The sequence below is a fragment of the Brevundimonas sp. TWP2-3-4b1 genome, from assembly GCF_049897665.1.
In the GTDB taxonomy this organism is placed as follows: Bacteria; Pseudomonadota; Alphaproteobacteria; order Caulobacterales; family Caulobacteraceae; genus Brevundimonas; species Brevundimonas subvibrioides_B.
Map to the genome: position 1 here is coordinate 105,196 of NZ_JAFCWQ010000001.1, position 21,236 is coordinate 126,431.

Below are 21,236 nucleotides of genomic sequence, written 5' to 3' on the forward strand. Positions count from 1 at the left end.
GCTCGCCACCTTCTCCCACAGGGAGAAGGAAAGGGTTCGCCCGCATCACAGCACCCCCTTGGTGCTCGGCACGGCGTCGCCCTCGACCCGGATGGCCTGCCGCAGCGCCCGGCCGAAGCCCTTGTAGACGGCCTCGGTCTTGTGGTGGTCGTCGTCGCCGGTGACCGAGATATGCACCGCCGCCCCCATGGCCTCGGCCAGCGAGCGGAAGACGTGGGCCGTCAGGTCGGTGCGATACTCGCCGATGAAGGGCGTCGCGAACGTCCCCTCGAACAGGGGATAGGGCCGTCCCGACAGGTCGATGGCCACTTTGGCCTGGGCCTCGTCCATGGCCAGGACGAAGCCATACCGCTGGATGCCGCGCCGCTCGCCGAGCGCCTGTTTCAGCGCCTGGCCCAAGGCGATGGCGCTGTCCTCGATCGTGTGGTGCGGATCCGTGTGCAGATCGCCTTCGCATTGGAGGCGCAGCGAGAACCCGCCGTGCGCCGCCACCTGTTCCAGCATGTGGTCGAAGAAGCCGACGCCGGTCTCGATCCGGATCGGCCCGGTCGCGTCTAGATCGACGGCGCAGACGATGCGCGTCTCTTTCGTGTCGCGCACGGCCTGCCCGACCCGGTGCGGCCGCGTCTTGGCGGGCGCCAGGCCGAGCGCCGTCAACAGCCGGTCGTTGACCTCCGCCTTGATCGAAACCGGCAGCCTCAGCCGGTCGCGATCTCCGGTTCTGGGCCGGTCCGCCGCCACCCCGTATCTTGCCAACTCGGCCAGCGTCGCCTCGATGTCCGACGGACGCGCCATCAGGATCGGCCCGACGCCGCTCTCGACCACCATGGCCCGGCCGATCTCGCGCACCAGCCGCTCGCGTTCGCGCCGCACCGAGGCGATCCGCTCCCCTGTCTCGATCATCCGCGACGGGTCCAGGGCCTGGATCGCCAGCCGCACCACAGGCTCGGGCAGGGCGTAGGGTTCGACCACCTCGGCCAGTTTCGCCAGCGTCTGCGTCTGACCCAGCGCCGCCCCGACCCGCGCCCCGGCCAGCCCATAGGCCAGCGACAGGCTACGCAGGACGACCAGATTGGCGTGGTCCGCGATCAGGGGCGTCGCCGACGGTGCATCCGCGAACTCGACCAGCCCCTCGTCGACGACCAGCAGGGCCGGCGCGACCCGTTCCGCCATCTCGGCCACCGCTTCCGCAGAGCCCAGAGCGCGGATCACCACCGCCGCCCGTTCGCCGTCGCTGGCGCGATAGATGCGGCTCAGTCCGGCATAGGGCTCGGCGTCGGGCGCCTCGACCGACCGGCCGTCGCGCGCCGCCAGTCGCCAGACCAGTTCCAGCCCGTGGCTCAGGCCCCGCACCGCCAGCACCTGACCGGCCGCAACGCCATAGATCTGCGCCATCCGCGCCTGCAGCGCCGACGCCTCGCCGGGATAATTCTCCAGGCCCTCGCCGCCGGAGACGAGGGGGGCATAGGGGGCAGGCAGGGTCACGGCACGCTCCTCAGATCGGCTGCCCGGGCATGGGCCTCCAGCCCCTCGAGCCGCGCCAGCCGCGCCGCGATCGGCCCCAGCCGTTCGGCGCCGGCTTCGGTCACCGTCTGCACCGACATGGAGGTCATGAAGCTGGACGTCGTGATGCCGCCCAGCGTCCGCGCCCCGCCGTCGGTCGGCAGGACATGGCTCGGCCCCGCCGCATAGTCGCCGAGGGTCTCGGCCGCCCAGCGCCCGACGAAGACCGCGCCCGCCGCCCGGATCGAGGGCACCAGCTTTTCGGCGTCCTCGACATGCAGGGCCAGGTGCTCGGGGCCATAGAGGTTCGACACTGCGATGGCCTCGGCCAGATCGGCGACCAGCACCGCCCGCGCTTCGGCCAGAGACGCGCGCGCGATGGCTTCGCGGGGCAGGGTGGAGACCTGCTCCTCGACCGCTTCGAGCACCGCGTCGATCGTCGCGGCCCGGTCGGCGACCAGAACGACCTGGGCGTCGGCGTCGTGTTCGGCCTGGCTCAACAGGTCGGCCGCGACCAACTCCGCATCGGCGAACCGGTCGGCGATGACCAGCAGTTCCGAAGGCCCCGCCGGCATGTCCGCCGACGGCCCGCCGGGCAGGGACGACGCATACCGCTTGGCCTCGGCCACATAGGCGTTGCCCGGCCCGAATAGCTTGTCGCAGGCGGGAATCTCGCCGTCGTCGAGCGTCACGCCGAAGGTCATGGCGGCGATCGCCTGGGCTCCACCCAGCAGCCACAGGGCGTCGAGCCCGGCCTCGGCGGCGGCGAGGATCATCGCCGGATGCGCCGAACCGTCCTTCGACGGCGGGGTCACCGCGACGCGGGTCGTCACGCCCGCGACGCCCGCCGGAATGGCCAGCATCAGCAGGGACGAGAACAGCGGCGCCGTCCCGCCGGGCGCATAGAGACCGGCCGCACCGATGGGGCGCCAGACGATCCGCGAGGTCACGCCCGGCGTCGTCTCGACCCGTTTCGAATCCTCGGGAGTCGTGGCCTGATGGAAGACACGCACATTCTCCGCCGCGACCCGCAGCGCCCGCGTATCCGCCGGGCGCAGGGCGTTGCGCGCCTCGGCGACCACGGCGTCGGTGATGGCGATGCGCCGCGGCGGCGCGCCGTCCAGCTTGATCGCCCACTCGGTCACGGCCGCGCCGCCGCGCGCCTGCACGTCGTCAAAGATCGCGCGCACGACGTCGCCGACACGCGTCTCCGAGCGCCGTTTCGGCCGGGCGAGAGCGTCTTTCCGCCCCGCCGCATCCAGCGATGACCAGTCGAACCGCTTCATCACATCATCTTCTCGATCGGCAGGACCAGGATGGACGAGGCGCCCGCCCGCTTGAGCTTCTCCAGCGTCTCCCAGAAGACGGCCTCCTGACACACGGCATGGACCGCGACCGCATCGTCCCGGCCCATCAGCGGCATCACCGTCGGCGCGCCGGCGCCCGGCAGGATCGCCGTGATCTCGTCCAGGGCCGAGCGCGGGGCGTTCAGCATGACATATTTGGCCCCCTGCGAGGACACCACGCCGGCCATCCGCTCGATGATCGAATCCAGCAGGTGCTGCAGCCCCGGCTCCGGCGCCACGGGCGACCGGATCAGCACGGCCTGGCTTTCGAACACCGTCTCCTTGGCGACCAGGCCGTTGGCTTCCAGCGTTGCTCCCGTGGAAACCAGGTCGCAGATCGCCGCGGCCAGTTTCAGCCGCGGGGCCACCTCGACGGCCCCGCGCATGACGACGGTCTCGGCCCGGATCCCACGCTCATCCAGATAACGCTTGAGGATCTTCGGATAGGAGGTCGCGATCCGCAGCCCCTCCAGAGACGTCGGTCCGGCGTAGTCGAGCGTGGGCGGACAGGCGAGCTTCAGCGTGCACTTGCCGAAACCCAGCGGCATGATCACCGAGGCGTTCGCGCCACCGTTCTTGCCTTCCTCCAGCACGTTCTCGCCGACGATGCCGAGGTCGCAGACCCCATCCGCCACGAAGGTCGGGATGTCGTCGTCGCGCACCCGCAGCAGGTCGATCGGATAGTTCTCGACCTTGTAGAGCAGGTCGTTGGCGCCCTTCACGACGCGAAGGCCGGCATCCCGCACCAGGTCGAGGCTGCGGTCGGCCAGGCGGCCGGATTTCTGCACGGCGATGCGAAGTCGCCCCTGTACGGTACTCATGGGGAGGTCAGGCTTTCTTGTTCATTCGGTCCAGGACGAGGCGATAGCCCTGATGGTTCATTTCGCGCAGGAAACGCGCGACGCGGACGACGGTTGTCGGGCTGGCGCCCGCTTCCACGGCGATTTCGCGATAGGTCCTGGACTTCTCGTCCAGCAGTCTCGCCACGGCCCAGCGCTCGGCGAAGGCGCGCAGTTCGGCGGGGGTGCACAGGTCGGACAGGAAGGCGTCCAGCTCGGCAGGCGTCTTCAGCGACAGGAGGGCGTCGTACAGCGCCATCCGGTCGTCGGCGGCCTTGTTCACGGCCTTGCGGGAAATAGGATCGGACATCTGCGCGTTCCACTATGCTGTAACAGTGGAACGGTCAAGGGCTGAGTCACGACCCTGCCTCTTGCGGATGAGGGCGTCGCCGTCCTGCTCCAGAACCGCGTCCTCGCAAAGCTTGCCGCGATGTTCCGGGATGTCTTGACCCGTCAGAAATCCCACCGTCGGTGAGGGTGGCGCGGCGCGTCTTCGCGACGTGACGGAAGGGGCCTGCCGCAGATTCGGTGTCCGGGGCCGGTCTCCTCCACCACAGCGCAAGCGCGCTGCGGTCCCCCTCCCTCGACGGGGGAGGAATAATTCCGCACCGCAACAAAACTGTTGCGTATCGGTTGTCGCCCGGTCCACGCTGCCCATTCACCAAAGTGGCCGCCAGGTTCGGGAGCGACCGTCACGTTCGACGAAATGTCAGGCCACGCCGGATCCCAGGAGGTCCGAAAGAGCTACCGGACGCTCGCCCGGTGGCTCGAAACCGCGCCGCCGGACCTGCTCCAGGCCCGGTCGCGTCAGGCGGAGTTGTTCTTCCGCCGCATGGGCGTGACCTTCGCGGTCTATGGCGACGTTGAATCCAACGAGCGTCTCATCCCCTTCGACGTGGTGCCGCGCATCATCGGCAAGTCCGAATGGGATGAGCTGGAAAAGGGGCTGAAGCAGCGCGTCAGCGCGATCAACGCCTTCCTGAAAGACATCTACGGCCCGCAGGAGTGCATCCGCGCCGGCATCGTCCCGGCCGAACTGATCTTCACCAACCCCCACTATCGGCCGGAGATGCAGGGCCGGCGTCCGCCGGGCGACATCTGGACCCACATCTGCGGCGTCGACCTGGTCCGCACGGGCGAGGACGGGTTCGTGGTGCTGGAGGACAATTGCCGCACGCCGTCGGGCGTCTCCTACATGCTGGAGAACCGCGAGATGATGATGCGGTTGTTCCCCGACCTCTTCGCCGAGCACCGCATCCGCCCGGTCGAGACCTATACCGACATGCTGCTGGCCAGCCTCCGCGCCAGCGCCCCGGACCACGCCGGCGCCGATCCGAACGTCGTCGTCCTGACGCCCGGCCCCTTCAACTCAGCCTACTACGAACACAGCTTCCTGGCCGACAAACTGGGGGTCGAACTGGTCGAGGGCGGGGACCTGTTCGTCAACGACGACATCGTCTTCATGCGCACGACCGAGGGGCCAAAGCGGGTCGACGTCATCTATCGCCGCGTCGACGACGACTGGATCGATCCCCTGACCTTCCGTCCGAACTCCACGGTCGGCGTGCCCGGGCTGATGGCGGCCTACACCGCCGGCAACGTCACCCTGTCGAATGCGGTCGGCACCGGCGTCGCTGACGACAAGGCGGTCTACACCTATATGCCCGAGATCATCCGCTTCTTCTCCGGCGGCGATCCGATCCTCGGCAATGTCCCGACCTGGCGCTGCCGCGAGCCGGACGCGCTCAGGGAGGTGCTCGACAAGCTGCCCGAACTGGTCGTCAAGGAGGTCGGCGGCTCCGGCGGCTACGGCATGCTGGTCGGCCCGGCCTCGACCAAGGCCGAGATTGAGGCCTTCCGGGCCAAGCTGATCGCCGACCCCGACGACTTCATCGCTCAGCCGACCCTGGCCCTGTCGACCGCCCCGACGCTCGACAGCAGCGGCGGCCTGTCGCCCCGCCACGTCGACCTGCGCCCGTTCGTCCTGTCCAGCCCCGCCGGCATCCGCGTCGCGCCGGGCGGCCTGACGCGAGTGGCGCTGAAACAGGGCTCGCTGGTGGTCAACTCCAGCCAGGGCGGCGGCACGAAAGACACCTGGGTGCTGGATGATTGAGGCCGCAACAATCCTCCCCCATCGGGGGAGGGGGACCGCGAAGCGGTGGAGGGGGCTCACCCCTGACACGGTCTGGATCCGGTCCCCGAGCCGACGATCGACGTTGCGCGCTCGACGCTCGCCTGCGCGGCTGGCCCCCTCCACCACGGCGCAAGCGCGCCGCGGTCCCCCTCCCCCGATGGGGGAGGAATAAGATGCTGAGCCGCACCGCAGAGAGCCTGTACTGGACCGGCCGCTATATGGAACGCGCCGACTTCCTGGCGCGCATCCTGGAGGCGGCCGTGCGTCTGGCCGCCCTGCCGGCCCGCGACGGCGCCGCCGCCACGGCCTGGGCCTCGGCCATCGCCTCGGCCGGCGTCTCGCGCCAGTTCGCGGCCAGCGCCCGCACCCCGTCGGAGAAGTCGGTCCGCGAGTATCTGGCCTTCGCGCCGGACAACCCCTCCTCGATCCGGGCCTGCATCACTGCGGCCCGCACCAACGCCCGTTCTGTCCGCACCGCCCTGACCATCGAGCTGTGGGAGGCCATCAACGGCGCCTGGAACGGGCTCAACGAGTTCGGCGAACCGACCAGGCGCGACGACTTCATCCGCTATCTGGAGTGGGTCAAAAACGTCTCCCTCGCGGTCGAGGGCGCCTCGTCGCGGACCATGTTGCGCAACGACGCCTACTGGTTCCTGCGTCTGGGCATGGCGATAGAGCGGGCTGACAACACGGCCCGCCTGCTGGACGTCAAATACCACCTGCTGCTCCCGGCCGGAGAGCGGGTCGGCGGCCAGCTCGACTATTTCCAGTGGACGACGCTTCTTCGCGAGGTCTCCGCCCTGACCGCCTACCGCTGGGTCTATCGCGAGAGCGTCCGTCCCTGGCTGGTCGCCGATCTGATGGTGCTGAACCGCCAGATGCCGCGCTCCCTGGCCAGCTGTCAGGGGATGATCGTCAGCTATCTGGACCGGCTGGCCACCGACTACGGGCGCCGCGGACCCGCCCAGCGCATCGCCTCGGCGCGGCTGACGCGGTTCAACGAGACCAATATCGAAGAGATATTCCAGTCCGGCCTGCACGAATACATCCTGGCCTTCCTCAGCGAGAACAACGCCCTGGCTGCGGCCGTCCACGATCAGTACCTGGTATGAGCATGGCCCCGAAAAGTGTCCGCGGTTTTCAGACGAGCCCATGCTCCACTGGGCAAGGGCCTGATTCACGGCATCTGTCGGATCGCGTAGCGATCCCTCATCAACCGATCAGGCCCTGATGCGCATCCGGATCGACCACGAAACCCGCTATGCGTACGACCGCGCCGCCCGGTTCATCGTCCAGGTGCTGCGCCTGACGCCGCGCTCGACCGAGGGCCAGCAGGTCCGCGACTGGCGCATCGAGACCGACGTCGACGCCCACCTGCGTCGCTCCGAAGACGCCTTCGGCAACATCGTCCACACCCTCTATACCGAGCGGCCCACCAACGCCCTGATGGTGCGGGTGACCGGTGAGATCGCGACCGTGGACACCGGCGGCGTCCTGCGCGGAAGCCCCGAGCGGCTCTCGCCTCTCGTCTTCCTGCGCGACACTCCCCTGACCCACGCCGACGGACCGTTGCGCCAACTCGCCGCCGAGGTCGGGGAGCAGGGTGATACGCTCGCCCGACTGCACCGTCTGATGCAGGCCATCAACAGCACGGTCGCCTTCATGGTCGGCTCGACCACCGCCGACCATACCGCCGCCGACGCCTGGGCCCAGCGTCAGGGCGTCTGCCAGGACCACGCCCAGATCTTCATCTCGGCCGCCCGCCGCATGGGCATCCCGGCCCGCTACATCTCCGGCCACCTGCACCGCACCGACGGGATAGAGAACCAGGAGGCCGCCCACGCCTGGGCCGAGGCCTGGGTCGAGGATCTGGGCTGGGTCGGCTTCGACGCCGCCAACGGCATCAGCCCGACCGAACACTATGTCCGCGTCGCCTGCGGTCTCGACGCGCTCGGCGCCTCGCCAATTCGCGGCATCAGCTACGGCGGGGGGCGCGAGACCATGACCGTGGCGCTGCGTGTGCGCGAGATGCAACAGACCCAGCAGCAACAGCAGTCGCAGGCCTGATCATGAACGCCGTTAACCTCGTGTTGAATCCCGAATCTGTTAACGTGACTGTTCCATTCGGATGGAGGCCCCGGTTCGGGGCCGGTCTTTCTCTATGACTTACTGCGTCGGCATGATGGTGGAGGAGGGTCTGGCGATGATTGCCGACACCCGAACGAACGCCGGTGTGGACAACATCTCCTCCTACAAGAAGCTGCACGTCACCGAGATCACCGGCGACCGCGTCATCTCCATCGCCACCGCCGGCAACCTGTCGGTGACCCAGACGGCCCTGGCCATGCTGGCCGAGGGCGTGCGCATGCCCGGTCACGATGTGCCGGAAACGCTCGAGACCTGCCCGACCCTGTTCCGCGCGGCCCAGCTGGTCGGCTACTGCCTCAACCAGGTGCGCCAGGACCTTCAGCCGACAGTCGCGGCCGACGCGCTGAAGGTCACGGCCTCCATGCTGCTCGGCGGCCAGATCAAGGGCGGCAAGTTGGGGCTCTACCTGATCTACGCCCAGGGCAATTTCATCGAGTGCGGGACCGATACCCCCTACCTCCAGATCGGCGAGCTGAAGTACGGCAAACCCATCCTGGACCGGGCCCTGCACCCTGACACTCCGATGTCCGAGGCGGTCAAACTGGGGCTGATCAGCTTCGATTCGACTATCCGCTCGAACATCGCCGTCGGACCGCCCTTCGACATGATCGTGATCCCGCGCGACGCCCTGCACGGCGACCAGCGCCGCATCGAGGCCGACGATCCCTATTTCAAGGACCTCGGCCGCCGCTGGTCCGAAGCCCTGGCCGAGGCGCATCGGACCATGCCTGCCCCGCCGTGGATGGAACCGACCCTCGCCGCGCGACCCAACATTTCGGTGGTGGGATAAGCTTTCCCCCTTCCTCGGGAGAGGAGGGCCATCCGGCGTTCTGAGAATGAAACTGCGACTAACTCGCAAATTGGCTTGCTCGCTCCGGCCGAGCTGCTATTGCGACCGCATCGCAGTTTCAACACCGGATTGTCGCCTTGTCCCTCCCCAACGTCGTCACTCTTCGCATAGTTGTTTCAGCCTCTGCAGCCCTCCTGACAGGGCTTCCCGCGACGGCCCTGGCGCAGTCTGGGCCGACCGACCTTGAGCCGATCATCGTCACGGGGGCGGCACGGGGCTATATCGCGCTCAACTCGGTCACCGCGACCAAGACCGACACCGCCCTGATCGACGTGCCGCAAAGCGTGACGGTCGTGACCCGCGCGCAACTGGACGACCAGGCGCTGTACAGCCTCGGCGACGTCCTGCGCTACGTTCCCGGCGTCACCGTGGGGCAGGGTGAAGGCAATCGCGACCAGATTACCCTGCGCGGCCAGAACACCACGGCCGACTTCTTCATCGACGGCGTGCGCGACGACACCCAATACTATCGCGGCCTGTACAATCTGGAGCGTGTGGAGATCCTGAAGGGGCCCTATGCCTTGATCTTCGGCCGTAATGGTGGCGGCGGGATCATCAACCGCGTCCAGAAGGCGCCCAGCGCGGCCGGACAGTTTCTGAACGTCCGGGCCAGCGCGAACAGCTTCGGCGCCTACGACCTGTCCGCGGACCTGAATGCGCCGATCGGCGCCATGGCCGCGTTCCGGATCAACGCCGTCTACGAGCAACTCGACAATCACCGCGATTACTATGAGGGGGAGCGATTTGCGGTGAACCCGCATGTCGCGGTCGACCTCGGCAACGGCTGGAAGGCCGGTCTCTCCTACGAACATATCGACGACGACCGGGTCACCGACCGCGGCGTGCCCTCTCTTAACGGTGAGCCGATCCAAGGCTATCGCGACCAGTTCTTCGGCGTTCCCGGCGTCAACCGCACGACGCTGGAGGCCGACATCGTCAAACTGCGGATTGACGGCGCCGTTACGCCCGACCTGTCGTTCTCGACCACGGCCCTCTATGGCGACTACGACAAGGTCTATACCAATGTCTTCCCGAGCGGAGCGGCCACAGCCCGGAACGGCACGGTCGCGCTGGATGCCTATTCGGATCCGACCACCCGCCAGAATCTGCTGATCCAGAGCAACCTCGTCTGGAACGCGGCGACCGGCGGCGTGGGCCACACCGTCCTGTTCGGTCTGGAATACGGCGATCAGGACTCCACCAACCAGCGGACCAACGGTGTCCTGTCCAGCAGGACGTTCAATCTGGCTAATCCAGTGTTCCCGACGGTGGTCTTTTCCGCCCCGGCCCGGAACACGGTCTCCAATGTGGAGTCGGTCTCGGCCTACGTCCAGGACCAGATCAGCTTCGGTGAGCGGTTCGAGGCCGTCGTCGGCCTGCGGTATGACCGTTTCGACATCGATGGGATCGACCTCCAGCCCAATCCGGACCGGCCGTTCGCCCGGACCGACGACAAGGTCTCGCCGCGCCTCGGCCTGATCTTCAAGCCCCGGCCCGAGGTCTCCCTGTTCGCCAGCTACAGCCAGTCCTTTCTGCCACGCTCGGGCGACCAGTTCCTGACCCTGTCGACGACCCAGGCGAACCTTGAACCCGAAGAGTTCGTCAACCACGAGCTGGGTCTGAAATGGGACGTCCGACCCAATCTGAACGTCACCGCGGCTGTGTTCCAGCTGGACCGCACGAACGCGACCACGCCGGATCCCGTCAATCCGCTGGTGACCATCAATGTCGGCGAGACCCGTACCCGCGGGGTCGAGCTCGGCATCACCGGCCGGATTTCACCGGCCTGGCAGATCAGCGGCGGCTATGCTTGGCAGGAGGCCGTGCTGCAGGGCAACGACGCAGTCCGGCTGGCCCAGGTCCCCGAGCATCAGTTCAGCCTCTGGAACCGGTATGATGTCACCGACCGGCTGGGCCTCGGCCTCGGCGTCATCCACCAGTCCGATCAGTTCGCCGCCATCCGCACAAGCGCGGCGACCACCCGGCTGCCCGCCTTCACCCGCGTCGACCTCGCGGCCTTCTATGCGGTCAGTGACACCGTTCAGGTCCAGCTGAACGTCGAGAACCTGTTCGACACGACATATTTTTCCGACGCCCACAACAACTTCAACATCTCGCCGGGCGCCCCGCTGAACGCGAGACTGACTGTGAGGACGCGCTTCTAGGGTCGGTTCCCAGCAGGGCGACGCGGCCCCGCTCAGGCGGGGGCGTCACCAGCTCAGCATCAGACCCGCGCGGACGGTCCTCGGCGGTCCATACCCCGCCACCCCGTCGCCCGTCTCCGACACCTCGACCTCGGCGTCGAACAGATTGTCCGCAGCCACCCAGGCGACCACCCTCGTCCGCACCTCGAACTCGGCCCGCGCCTCCAGCGTCGTCGCCGCGTCCAGCACCCGGCTGTTCAGATCGTCCTCGAACCGCGCGCTCTCGTACCGCACCCGCCCGACCAACGTCAGCCGATCGACCACGCGCCAGTCCGCGCCCGCCGAGACGCTCCACTCCGGCGCCTGCGCCGGGCGCAGTCCCGTCAGCTGCGCCGCCGACGTGCCGCCATCGACCTCCGCATCCGTCCACGACAGAGCCCCATCGACGGACAGCCGCTCGCCGACCCGATGCCTGGCCGTCAGCTCGACGCCGGTCGCCTCGATCGTCCCCGCGTTCTGCCTCTGCCTCAGCACCCCGCCCGCCGGCACGAAGCCCGCCCTCGGGAAGGCGCCCGGCCCGACGCCGATGGTCACGTTGATGATAGCGTCCTCGATCCGGTTCCAGAACACTGTCGCCCCGAGTGATGTCGTCTCATCCTCCCAGGCCAGCCCGGCCTCGACGCCCTGGAGCTCTTCCGGAACCAGGGCCGCGTTGGCCTCGGTCAGGTCGTTGCCGACCCGGAACGGCCGGTGCAGTTCGTTCAGCGTCGCCGGCCGGAACCCGGAATAGGCGGCCGCCCGCGCTGCCAGCCCGCCCCCCAGATCACGCCGCGCCGCCAGCCGCGCCGAGACCACCTCGCCAGATCGATCCGGCGAACCCTCGTCCAGCGTCGGCTGACCGGTCGTCAGGTCGCGCTCGACCCGTCGGCCGTTGGAATTCGCCCACCCGTCGACCCGCAATCCGCCGGCCACCAGCCACGGGCCCGCCGTCCACGACGCCTCGCCATAGCCGCCGATCACCGAGGCCTCCCCGCCCGCGACCCGATCCCGCGTGAAGCTCCCGGCCATGAAGCGGAACAGCTCCCGCGTCTCGCCCTCGTTGAACCGGGCGTCGGCGCCCAGCTCCCACTCCAGCAAGCCATTGCCCAGAGCGACGGCCACTCGGCGCAGGGCGACATTGGCGCCCCAGCCCTCGGCCGGGGTCGCGAACTGGTCGTTGGCCGGCGTGGTCGATCCCCGCCCGGCCGCCACTGCGACCGAGGTGTTGGCGAAGTCGCTCTCGCGGCGCCACAGCTGAGCCCGCCAGCCCGGCCGATCGGCCGAAGGCGTCCTCGAAACAGTCGCCGACCAGCTCTGCCCCGTCGCCGACGACCGGGCGCCCGCCAGACCGGACCCGCGATTCTCCTCATAGGCGGCGGCCCGCAGCGACAGCGCCGTCGCCGGATCGATCGCCACGTCTGCCCGCAGAGATCCGCTCAGCGTCGCCAGATCCAGCGGCCTGTCGACCGCGCCGGCCGCCGCGCCGCGGACGGGGACATAGCCGTCGCTCAGCTCCCGCTGCACCGCCCCGGTCAAGGCGAACCGCCCCGCGCTCAGCGTCGTCGCGGCCGCCAGCCTCCGCCCGCCATACTCTGCGCCGGACAGGTCCAGCGCTCCGCCGTCGCCGTCGCGTTCACGCAGCTGGATCACCCCGGTCAGGGCGCCTGCCCCATAGGGTCCGGCTCCCGCACCGCGCACGATGTCCAGGCCCGACAGACTTTCCGGCGCCACCTGCGACCACAGCACCCAGCCGCCGAACGGATCGTTCAGCGGCACGCCGTCCAGCGTCACCAGTGTCCGTCCAGCGCCCGACGGCGCGATGGCCCGAAGCGATATCCCCTGGGTCGTCGGATTGGCCGCCAGGCTCGAGGTCCGCCGGAACAGGCTGATCGCGGGCACGATCTGCAGCGCCTCATCGATCCGCCTCGCCCGGCCCAGCACCCCCGCGTCCAGCCGGATCACGGAGAAGGCCGCGTCTCCCGCGGCGGGCGGCAGACGCGCGGCGGTGACGACGATGTCGGGAAGGTCGGTTTGGGGCGGGAGCTGGATCATCGAGCGCTCCAATACTCCACTTCGCGCAAGGTTCATCTGCGTCCAATCCTCCCCCGTCGGGGGAGGTGGCGCGGCGCGGCTTCGCGACGTGACGGAGGGGGCTGGCGGCGAACGCGGTGTCTGGAGCCGCCCCCCTCCACCGCGAAGACGCGGTCCCCCTCCCCCGATGGGGGAGGATTAGACGCGCAACCGTTCCAGCAGCTCCGCCGCGAAAGTCGAAAGCGTGTCGTCCCGCGCTCCCATGACGATGATCCGGTCGCCGGGCTTCGCCAACTCCACGATCCGGTCGCCGCAGGCCGCGCGGTCGTGCAGGGCCTCGGCGTTGCGACCCTCGGCGCGGACACCCGAGGCGATGTCCTCCGACCCCACGCTGCGATCCGTGGTGCCGCCGTAATAGACCGGCTCCGGCATCAACAGCAGGTCGTCGGGCTTCAGCAGGCCGGCGAAGGTCTCGATGAACTCCCTCTTCATCAGCTTCAGCGGCCCGAAGCCGTGCGGCTGGAACAGGATCAGCAACCGCCCGTCGAAGGCGTGCAGCGTCTTCACCGTCGCGGCGATCTTGTCCGGGTTGTGAGCGAAGTCGTCCAGCACGGTGATCCCGTTCGCGACGCCCACGACCTCCATCCGCCGCCTGATCCCGGCGAAGGTCTCCAGCGATGTCACCGCCGCCTCCAGCGGCACGCCCAGCGCCCGCACCGCGCCCAGCGCCGCCAGCGCATTGGCGACATTGTGCGCGCCGGGCACGTTCAGCGTCGCCGCGATCCGCGCCCCGCTCGACCGCTCCGTCAGGTCGAAGGTCATGCCGGCGGGCAGGGGCTTCAGATCGTGCGCCGACAGGTCCGCCGCCTCATTGCCCAGGGCGAAGGTCAGCACCGTCTCCGCCCTGCCGTCGTCGACCATGGTCTGGGCCAGGGCCGCCGTCTCGACGTTGTCGAGGTTCAGCACCGCCGTCCGCGCCCGGCCGGTGAAGCCGCCGAACAGGTCGCGCAGCTCCTCCATCGACTTGTGGTCCAGCGAGATGTTCGACACCACCGCCACCGTCGGATCGTAACGCGCGATCGAGCCGTCGCTCTCGTCCACCTCGGCCACGAACAGTTCCGCGCCGCCCACCAGGGCGCTGGCGAACGGATGGTCGGCGTCGGCGAAATTCCGCATCACCGCCCCGTTCATGACGGTCGGCTCGCGCCCCGCCTGGCTCAGAATCCAGGCGATCATGCCGGTGATCGTCGACTTGCCGCTGGTCCCGGCCACCCCCACCGAGGTTGGGGCCGCGTTGAAGATCTGGCTCAGCAGTTGCGGCCGGGTAACGATCTCCGCGCCCACCCGCTTGGCCGCCCCGATGTCGGGCACCGTGTCTTCGACCGCGCCGGTCGCCACCACGACATGGTCGCCGCGCACGCCGGACCCGTCCTGGGGATGCAGAACCACGCCATGCGCCCTCAGCCAGTCGAACTTCTCCGGCGTCCGCCCCTGGTCCAGCGCCCGGTCCGATCCCTCGATCGCCGCGCCCCGCGCCTGGACGATCATGGCTAGGGGCAGCATGCCCGACCCGCCGACGCCGCAGAAGAAATAGGATGGTTCGCTCATGGTCCGGTGACTAAAGAGGAGAAGCCGGGGAGGGAACACAAGAATGAAGATCGGGGTCGTCGCCGTCTCGTCCCGCTTCGCGAAGGAGCGCGCCGAGGCCATCCAGTCCTGGTTCGACCTGAAGTTCCCGACGGGCGAGGTGACCGTCGCCTTCCACCCCAACAGTTTCGACAAGTCCGGCCATTTCGCCGGCGATGACGCGGCCCGCGCCGATGCCTTCGTCGAGTTCGCCAACGACCCGCGTCTGGATCACATCTGGTTCGCGCGCGGCGGCTACGGCTCCTGCCGCATCGCCGAGGCGGTCATGCCGCGCCTGACCGATGTGGCGAGGCGGAAACGGTATCTCGGCTATTCCGACGTCGGCTCGATGCTGGCCATCCTCTACAGGAACGGCTTCGACGTCGCCCACGGCCCGATGGCCTCCGACGGCGTGCGCAACGATCCGACCGGCTTCCGCTCCCTGAACTGGCTCCGCAAGGGCGAGACCGAGGGGCTGGAGCCGTCGTTGCTCAGCGATCCCCGCCCGGCCGTCGCCTTCAACCTGACGGTCCTCGACCAACTGCTGGGCACCCCGCTGGAGCCCGACCTGACCGGTCATATCCTGATGCTGGAGGACGTCTCCGAGGCCGCCTATCGCATCGACCGGATGATGTTCCACCTGACCAGCCAGCCGTCTATCCGCCGCGTCGCCGGCATTCGCGCCGGCCGCTTCACCGACGTCACGGTCAATGAGCCCGACTTCGGCCTGACCGGCGAACAGATCGTCCAGTTCTGGTGCGAGCGCTCGGGCATCCCTTACCTCGGCCTCGCCGACATCGCCCACGATCGCGAAAACAAGGTCGTGCCGTTCGGGCCCCGCTGATCCTCCCCCGATGGGGGAGGTGGCGCGGCGCTTCTTCAGCGCCGTGACGGAGGGGGCTCACCACGACCACGGAGTTTGGGGTCGGGCCCCCTCCACCACAGCGCAAGCGCGCTGCGGTCCCCCTCCCCCGATGGGGGAGGAACGGGTCGTGCCGTTCGGGCCACGGCCTTAACCCTATCGCTCCCGCCTCCGGGGAACCCTATCGACATCGAACGCGGGTGTGAGTCACATGCCGCCCGATGGGGCGTAACGGATACCTGACCCTGCCGGCATGGACACGGGCGGCCATGGTCGGCGTGCTGGGCGGAGCCGTTCTCGCGAGTGCGACGGCCGTATCGGGGGATGCGGTCGCGGCGGCTGAGAGCCGCAGCTTCATCACTTCCGACGGGGCCCGCCTCCACTATCTGGAGGCGGGTCCTAGCGGAGCCCGGACCGTGGTCTTCGTGCCCGGCTGGACCATGCCCGCCTGGATCTTCGAGACCCAGATCGAGGCCCTGTCCGACCGCTACCATGTCCTCGCCCTGGACCCGCGCGGCCAGGGCGAGAGCGAGGTGACCCGCTTCGGCTACACCCATGAGCGCCGCGGCCGGGATATCGGCGAGCTGATCGACCATGCCGCCGAAGGCCCGGTCGTACTCGTCGGCTGGTCGCTGGGCGTGCTCGACAGCCTGGCCTGGGTCGCCGACGGCGGGGCCGACCGGATCGCCGGCCTCGTCCTGATCGACAACTCCATCGGTGAGGAGCCGGCGCCGCGCGCCGCCCCGGCTCCGCCCCGTTCCGCCACCCCGCCGCCCGAGCCGACGCGACAGGAACGCCGCGCCCGCCGCGCCGCCTTCGTCGCCTCCATCTTCGCCCATGATCCGGGGACGGACTATCGCGCCCGCCTGACCGATCAGGCCCTGCGCATGACCGTCGAGGACGAGCGTCGGCTGCTCGCCTACGACGTCCCCCGCGAGTACTGGCGCGCCGCCGTCCATTCCACCGACCGCCCCGTTCTCTATGTCGTCCGGCCGCGCTGGCGAGAACAGGGCGAAACCCTTGTCCGCACCCATCCGGACGCCTCGATGACGATCTTCGAGGGCGCCGGCCACGCCCTGTTCGTCGACGAGCCGGAGCGGTTCAATGCCCTGCTGCTCGACTTCCTCGACCATCGCGTCACCTGGACGGTCCATTGACCGCCGCCGCCCCCGACCTGACCGGCAAGACCCGCGCGGCCCTGATCCCGCTGTTCCTGATCGCCATGGGGGTGGTCGGGATCGAGAACGCCCTGACCCGCTATTTCGCCGTCGCGAAATGGTCGGAGTACGGCTACTGGATCATCTCCATCGTCATGGCCGGGTTCGCGCTCTCGGGCGTCGTCACGGCCCTGTTCCGCGACAGCGTCGCCCGGCACGGCGTGATCCTGAGGACCATTCTTCCGGCGGCGATGGTGATCGCGGCGGCGGTCGGATACCAGCTGGTCACGGCCAATCCGTTCAATCCGCTGCAGCTTCAGAACCCCACCACCTGGCCCGATCAGGTGAAGAACATCGGCCTCTACTACGCGGCCCTGCTGCCCTTCTTCTTCCTCGCCGGCCTCTATATCAGCCTCATCTTCGTCCTGAATCACCGCGAGATCGGCCGGGTCTATGGCTACGACCTGATTGGCGCAGGCCTGGGCGCGGCTCTGGCGCTGGGCCTGATGTTCGTCGTCCATCCCTTCCTGCTGGCCCCGGTCCTGCTGGTCCCTCTCGCCCTTTCCACCCTGTTCCAGCCCGGCCGTCTGAACTGGCTCGGCGCGGGTCTGGCGGGTGCGGCCCTCGTCGCCGGTGAGGCCATCCTCTTCCTTGGCGCGCCCCCGGCCTTCTCCGAGTTCAAGGCCATTTACGCCCCGCTCAATACGCCGGGCGCCGCCGTCGTGGCCGAGATCCGCCAGCCGCGCGGCCACTATCTGCTGCTCGAGAACTTCACCGAGCGGGTCGACGCCGACGTCTCCAACAACGCCGGCCTGATGGGCATCGCGGGGCCGCCCTCGACCTACGGCCTCTACCGCGACGGCAACCGCATCGCCTCCCTGCCCAGGGCCGGCCCGCTGGACGCGGCCTATGCCCCCAGCGCCCTCAGCGCCGCCCCCTACGCCCTGCGCCAGTCTCCCACCGTCCTGCTCGTCGGCCTGTCCGGCGGCTTCCGCGTCGCGGAGGCCCTGACGCTCGGAGCCTCCAGCATCGACGGGGTCGAGGGCGAGCCCGTCCTGCGCCACGCCCTGACCGCCGGCCTCGGCCCGTCGCCCGCGCTCGCTGTCGATGCCAGAGTGACCCTGCTGGACGGAGGCCCCATCGCCGCCGCCTGGCGCGCGGGGCCGAATTCCTACGACATCATCGACGTCTCCGCCGACTTCGTGGATGCCGCCCCCGCCAATGTCACGGGCGTCACGGAGGAGGCGCTCGCCGCCTATCTGGCCGCGCTGAAACCCGGCGGCGCCGTATCGATCTCCGTCTCCATTCGCGACTTCCCCGTCTATGCCCTGAGGGTCCTTTCGACCGCCCGCCAGGCGCTGCTGGCCAAGGGCATCGCCGATCCGTCCGCCCACGTCCTGATCTACCGTTCCGCCTGGAACGCCCGCATCCTGATCAGCCCCACCGCCTGGTCGCCCGAAGACGTGGCCGTGCTTCAGGCCTGGTGCGCCGAACGGTCGTTCGACGTCTCCTGGCGTCCCGGCATGGATGTCGTCGCGGCCCGTGCGGCCCTGTTCAACGACCTGCCGAGCGTCTCGTTCGAGACCGGCCAGATGACCTCCGACGGTCCCGACGACGCCATCGCCAACGAGGTCGCCGCCGTTCTCGGCGGTCGCCCGTCGCCGTCGTCCGAGGCCTTCCACGTCCGCCCCGCGACTCTGGACCGCCCGGCCTTCTATTCGTCCCTGCGCCTCGAACGCCTCGACACCTTGATCAAGCGGCTGGAGGTCCTGCCCCAGGCGGAGATCGGCGCACTGGTGAACATCGCCGTCCTCGGTCAGGCCATCGTCATCGCCCTTCTGGTCCTGGCGGCGCCCGCCCTGTTCCGTCGTCGCGCGGGAGGGGTGAACGAGAAGTCGAAGGTTTGGCCCGCCCTGTATTTCCCGGCGCTGGGCCTCGGCTTCCTGCTGGTCGAGATCTTCCTGATCGACAAGGCGGCCTTCTATCTCAATGACTATTCGTCGGCCTTCGCCCTGGTCCTGACGGCCATGCTGATCTTTTCGGGTCTCGGCAGCATGATCGCCGGCCAGTGCGCGCGCATGCCCAAGGCCGCCTCCTTGATCGGCCTGATCGTCGTCCTCGGCTGGATCGGCGCCATGCTGGTCGGGGCCGAGGACTTCATGATGCGCACCCTCGACCAGTCGTGGGCGATGAAGGCGGGCCTCGTCGTTCTCGCCGCCGCGCCCGTGTCGCTGGCGCTGGGCCTGCCCTTCCCGCTCGGCCTGATCCAGGTCGGAGACGGCCGCGCCCTGCCCTGGGCCTGGGGACTGAACGGCGCCTTCTCTGTCGTCGCCACGCCGCTCGCCAATCTTATGAGCCGCGACGTCGGCTTCTCGTCCCTGCTGATCGTGGCGGCCGGCCTCTATGCCCTAGCCTTCCTCGTCCTGCCGGTCGCCGCCGCTGTCCGAAAGACCATCCCGGTGTTCGAGCCTGCCGTTCCTACCAATCCCTTTGCCGACCTGCCGGACCCCGAGCCCGCCCGCCTTGACCCCTTCCCGGCGCAGACTGGCCCGAGCCAGTCTGTCCAGAGCCAGACGAGCCCCGCATGACCCCTGACCGCACGATGATGCACCGCCGCACCCTGCTGAGCGCCGCCGGCGCCGCGACCCTGACCGGGCTGGCCGCCTGCGACGAGAACACGATGAAGTCCGTTCAGGCCCGCCTCAACCCGACGCAGGCCGCGGGCGGGGCAGGGGCCGCCGCGCCCGCCTCCCCGACCACGGCCGCCGCCGGGGCAGCCTCGGCCGTCTCCCCGACCGTCCGTATGCCGACGGAGCCCTGGACCTTCGCCCGCTTCAACGCCGCCATGTCGGCGTCCGGCCGCCCCCACGCCATCACCGAGGCCCAGTTCATAGAGATCCAGGCCCGCAAGCCGGCCGCCATCGAACGCATCAAGACCTATCTGGACGGTCGTTTCGGCGCCCACGATCCGAACGTGATCCAGGCCTTTGAAAGCCTGCCGCGCGAGTATTTCCACTACGCCTATGCCTCGGACGCCTCGACCGCGTATCAGGCTTGGGAGGCCAATCCCAAGCCCTGGGCCATCGGCCACGGCAGCGTGCTCTCGGACTATCTGGGTCAGGCCTATATGACCCAGCTGGCGGCCCCCAAGCCGACCGATGTGACGCTGGAGATCGGCACCGGCTCGGGCTTCCAGTCGTCCCTGCTCAGCCGCATCGTCCGCGACAGCTACACCATCGAAATCATCCAGCCGATCGGCGAGGCGGTCGGCAAGATCTGGGCCCCGCTCGGCTACGACAATGTCCACGGCAAGGTCGGCGACGGCTATTTCGGCTGGCCCGAGGTGACCGAGGGTTTCGACACCATCATGCTGACCTGCGTCGCCCAGTACGCCCCGCCCGAACTGTTCCGCCAGCTCAAGCCGGGCGGCAAGCTGATCATCCCGATCGGCCAGCCCTTCCGTCGCGGACAGGTCCTCTATGTCTACACCAAGGACGCCGACGGCCGGGTCCGTTCACGCCGCGACGTCGGGGTCTTCTTCATCCCCATGACCGGCGCGATGCAGAACCGTCCGCAGCCCGCATAACTCTCTCTTCCGTGCACCCCGGCGAAGGCCGGGGTCCAGATCACAGACTCAAGCGGCCGGAGTTTCGCACCGCGTCTTCTGGTCAACCACCGCGTTCGCTTTCTGGACCCCGGCCTTCGCCGGGGTGCACGGGGGATGTGTGGCGGTCGATGAATCCATTTCGTTTGTCGCGCGTTCACTCCGGCGGGGGAGGAGCCAACCCATGCCCCAGGCCGCCCGTTACGTCGCCCACACCGAGTCCGGTCACTGCCACATCCTCGAAGCCCGAAGCTTCGAGGACGCGGCCCTGCATTTCGCGGAGGCTCACGCCCCCTGGGCTGAAGACGACGCCCTGCGGGTCATCGTCCAGGCCGAGGACGGCGGGCCCGCGCATTGTTTCGTCATCCATCTCGAAACCGAGGCGGTCGAGGCCTGCGCCTAGGCTGGCAAGCGTCACGGTTCAAGGCTAACGCTCCGGGTCAAACCGGAAAAAGCCATGCCCAATGCCCGCCCGATCCCATGGTCGATGATCCTGCGCCAGACCCACACCGTGGTGGGCATGGTCATCGCGCCCTCGATCCTGATGTTCGCGGTGACCGGCGGGCTGCAGATCTTCCGCCTGCAGGAAAGCCATCCCGGCTATACGCCCGCACCGCTGATCGAGAAGCTGGGTCGGGTGCACCAGGACCAGGTCTTCGCCATGCGTCCGCCGCGCCCGCCCCGGCCCGAGACGGCCCGTCCGGCCGGAGCCGCGGCGCCGCAGGAGGCCGGGAAGCCCGCGACCCCGCTCTCGAAGAGCCTGCTCCAGTGGTTCTTCGTCGTGGTCGCCGTCGGCCTGTTCCTGTCGACCCTGCTGGGCGTCTGGATGGGCGTGACGATGGGCCGGCTGAAGATCGTCGCGCGCTGGGCGCTGCTCGCCGGGACGGTCATCCCGGTCGCGATCCTGCTGATCCCCTAGGAGGCCTGCCAAGGACTTGTCATCTCGAGACCGT

At 68.9% G+C, this 21,236-nt stretch carries 17 protein-coding genes; 11 read left to right on the top strand and 6 right to left on the bottom strand.

Translation table 11 applies throughout. The features are described from left to right. Nucleotides 1-45: 45 nt before the first annotated feature. The 4 genes from hisB to ACP7A5_RS00600 are packed head-to-tail and all read right to left on the bottom strand — an operon-like array spanning nucleotide 46 to nucleotide 3,998. Nucleotides 46-1,485 carry an imidazoleglycerol-phosphate dehydratase HisB gene (gene hisB / locus ACP7A5_RS00585; protein ID WP_426040094.1) on the bottom strand — a complete coding sequence of 480 codons (1,440 nt, stop codon included), beginning with the start codon at nucleotides 1,483-1,485 and terminating at the stop codon, nucleotides 46-48. After that, a complete protein-coding gene (gene hisD / locus ACP7A5_RS00590) occupies nucleotides 1,482-2,789 on the bottom strand; it encodes a histidinol dehydrogenase (RefSeq protein ID WP_426040095.1) in 1,308 nt (435 codons plus the stop codon). The genes hisB and hisD overlap by 4 nt, the downstream gene beginning before the upstream one ends. Next, nucleotides 2,789-3,670, bottom strand: a complete 882-nt coding sequence (gene hisG, locus ACP7A5_RS00595; protein ID WP_426040096.1) for an ATP phosphoribosyltransferase — start codon at nucleotides 3,668-3,670, stop codon at nucleotides 2,789-2,791. The genes hisD and hisG overlap by 1 nt, the downstream gene beginning before the upstream one ends. A 7-nt stretch (nucleotides 3,671-3,677) precedes the next feature. Further along, a complete protein-coding gene (locus ACP7A5_RS00600) occupies nucleotides 3,678-3,998 on the bottom strand; it encodes a YerC/YecD family TrpR-related protein (protein WP_426040097.1) in 321 nt (106 codons plus the stop codon). A 396-nt stretch (nucleotides 3,999-4,394) separates the two neighbouring features. Between ACP7A5_RS00600 and ACP7A5_RS00605 the strand changes: the two genes are divergently transcribed. The 5 genes from ACP7A5_RS00605 (at nucleotide 4,395) to ACP7A5_RS00625 (ending at nucleotide 10,985) form a co-directional block, all read left to right on the top strand. Further along, nucleotides 4,395-5,801 carry a circularly permuted type 2 ATP-grasp protein gene (locus tag ACP7A5_RS00605; protein ID WP_426040098.1) on the top strand — a complete coding sequence of 469 codons (1,407 nt, stop codon included), beginning with the start codon at nucleotides 4,395-4,397 and terminating at the stop codon, nucleotides 5,799-5,801. Between the two features lie 194 nt (nucleotides 5,802-5,995). Further along, nucleotides 5,996-6,934, top strand: a complete 939-nt coding sequence (locus ACP7A5_RS00610) for an alpha-E domain-containing protein (RefSeq protein ID WP_426040099.1) — start codon at nucleotides 5,996-5,998, stop codon at nucleotides 6,932-6,934. A 118-nt stretch (nucleotides 6,935-7,052) separates the two neighbouring features. Further along, on the top strand, nucleotides 7,053-7,889 hold the full coding sequence (locus ACP7A5_RS00615) for a transglutaminase family protein (RefSeq protein WP_426037289.1): 837 nt from the start codon (nucleotides 7,053-7,055) through the stop codon (nucleotides 7,887-7,889). A gap of 94 nt (nucleotides 7,890-7,983) precedes the next feature. After that, nucleotides 7,984-8,760 (top strand): peptidase, encoded by a 777-nt coding sequence (locus ACP7A5_RS00620; protein WP_426040100.1) that lies wholly within the window; start codon nucleotides 7,984-7,986, stop codon nucleotides 8,758-8,760. 137 nt (nucleotides 8,761-8,897) lie between these two features. Then, a complete protein-coding gene (locus ACP7A5_RS00625) occupies nucleotides 8,898-10,985 on the top strand; it encodes a TonB-dependent receptor (RefSeq protein WP_426040101.1) in 2,088 nt (695 codons plus the stop codon). A 45-nt stretch (nucleotides 10,986-11,030) separates the two neighbouring features. Here the strand turns inward: ACP7A5_RS00625 and ACP7A5_RS00630 are convergent, their stop codons facing one another. Together ACP7A5_RS00630 and ACP7A5_RS00635 are read right to left on the bottom strand one after the other, a co-directional pair. Continuing rightward, nucleotides 11,031-13,055, bottom strand: coding sequence for a TonB-dependent receptor (locus ACP7A5_RS00630; protein ID WP_426040102.1), 2,025 nt, complete (start codon nucleotides 13,053-13,055; stop codon nucleotides 11,031-11,033). Nucleotides 13,056-13,232: 177 nt separating this feature from the next. Continuing rightward, on the bottom strand, nucleotides 13,233-14,642 hold the full coding sequence (locus tag ACP7A5_RS00635) for a UDP-N-acetylmuramate--L-alanine ligase (RefSeq protein ID WP_426040103.1): 1,410 nt from the start codon (nucleotides 14,640-14,642) through the stop codon (nucleotides 13,233-13,235). Between the two features lie 43 nt (nucleotides 14,643-14,685). On the opposite strand from ACP7A5_RS00635, the gene ACP7A5_RS00640 reads away from it, so the two are divergent. From ACP7A5_RS00640 to ACP7A5_RS00665, 6 genes are all read left to right on the top strand, one after another. Beyond that, the gene (locus ACP7A5_RS00640; RefSeq protein ID WP_426040104.1) at nucleotides 14,686-15,504 is read left to right on the top strand and encodes an LD-carboxypeptidase; all 819 of its coding nucleotides are present in this window, start codon (nucleotides 14,686-14,688) and stop codon (nucleotides 15,502-15,504) included. Between the two features lie 239 nt (nucleotides 15,505-15,743). After that, nucleotides 15,744-16,679, top strand: a complete 936-nt coding sequence (locus ACP7A5_RS00645; protein WP_426040105.1) for an alpha/beta fold hydrolase — start codon at nucleotides 15,744-15,746, stop codon at nucleotides 16,677-16,679. Next, on the top strand, nucleotides 16,676-19,267 hold the full coding sequence (locus tag ACP7A5_RS00650; RefSeq protein WP_426040106.1) for a hypothetical protein: 2,592 nt from the start codon (nucleotides 16,676-16,678) through the stop codon (nucleotides 19,265-19,267). The genes ACP7A5_RS00645 and ACP7A5_RS00650 overlap by 4 nt, the downstream gene beginning before the upstream one ends. Next, nucleotides 19,264-20,265, top strand: a complete 1,002-nt coding sequence (locus ACP7A5_RS00655; RefSeq protein ID WP_426040107.1) for a protein-L-isoaspartate O-methyltransferase family protein — start codon at nucleotides 19,264-19,266, stop codon at nucleotides 20,263-20,265. The genes ACP7A5_RS00650 and ACP7A5_RS00655 overlap by 4 nt, the downstream gene beginning before the upstream one ends. Before the next feature lie 202 nt (nucleotides 20,266-20,467). Further along, the gene (locus ACP7A5_RS00660) at nucleotides 20,468-20,686 is read left to right on the top strand and encodes a DUF5961 family protein (RefSeq protein ID WP_426040108.1); all 219 of its coding nucleotides are present in this window, start codon (nucleotides 20,468-20,470) and stop codon (nucleotides 20,684-20,686) included. A gap of 54 nt (nucleotides 20,687-20,740) precedes the next feature. Further along, nucleotides 20,741-21,202 (top strand): hypothetical protein, encoded by a 462-nt coding sequence (locus ACP7A5_RS00665; protein ID WP_426040109.1) that lies wholly within the window; start codon nucleotides 20,741-20,743, stop codon nucleotides 21,200-21,202. Nucleotides 21,203-21,236 lie beyond the last annotated feature (34 nt).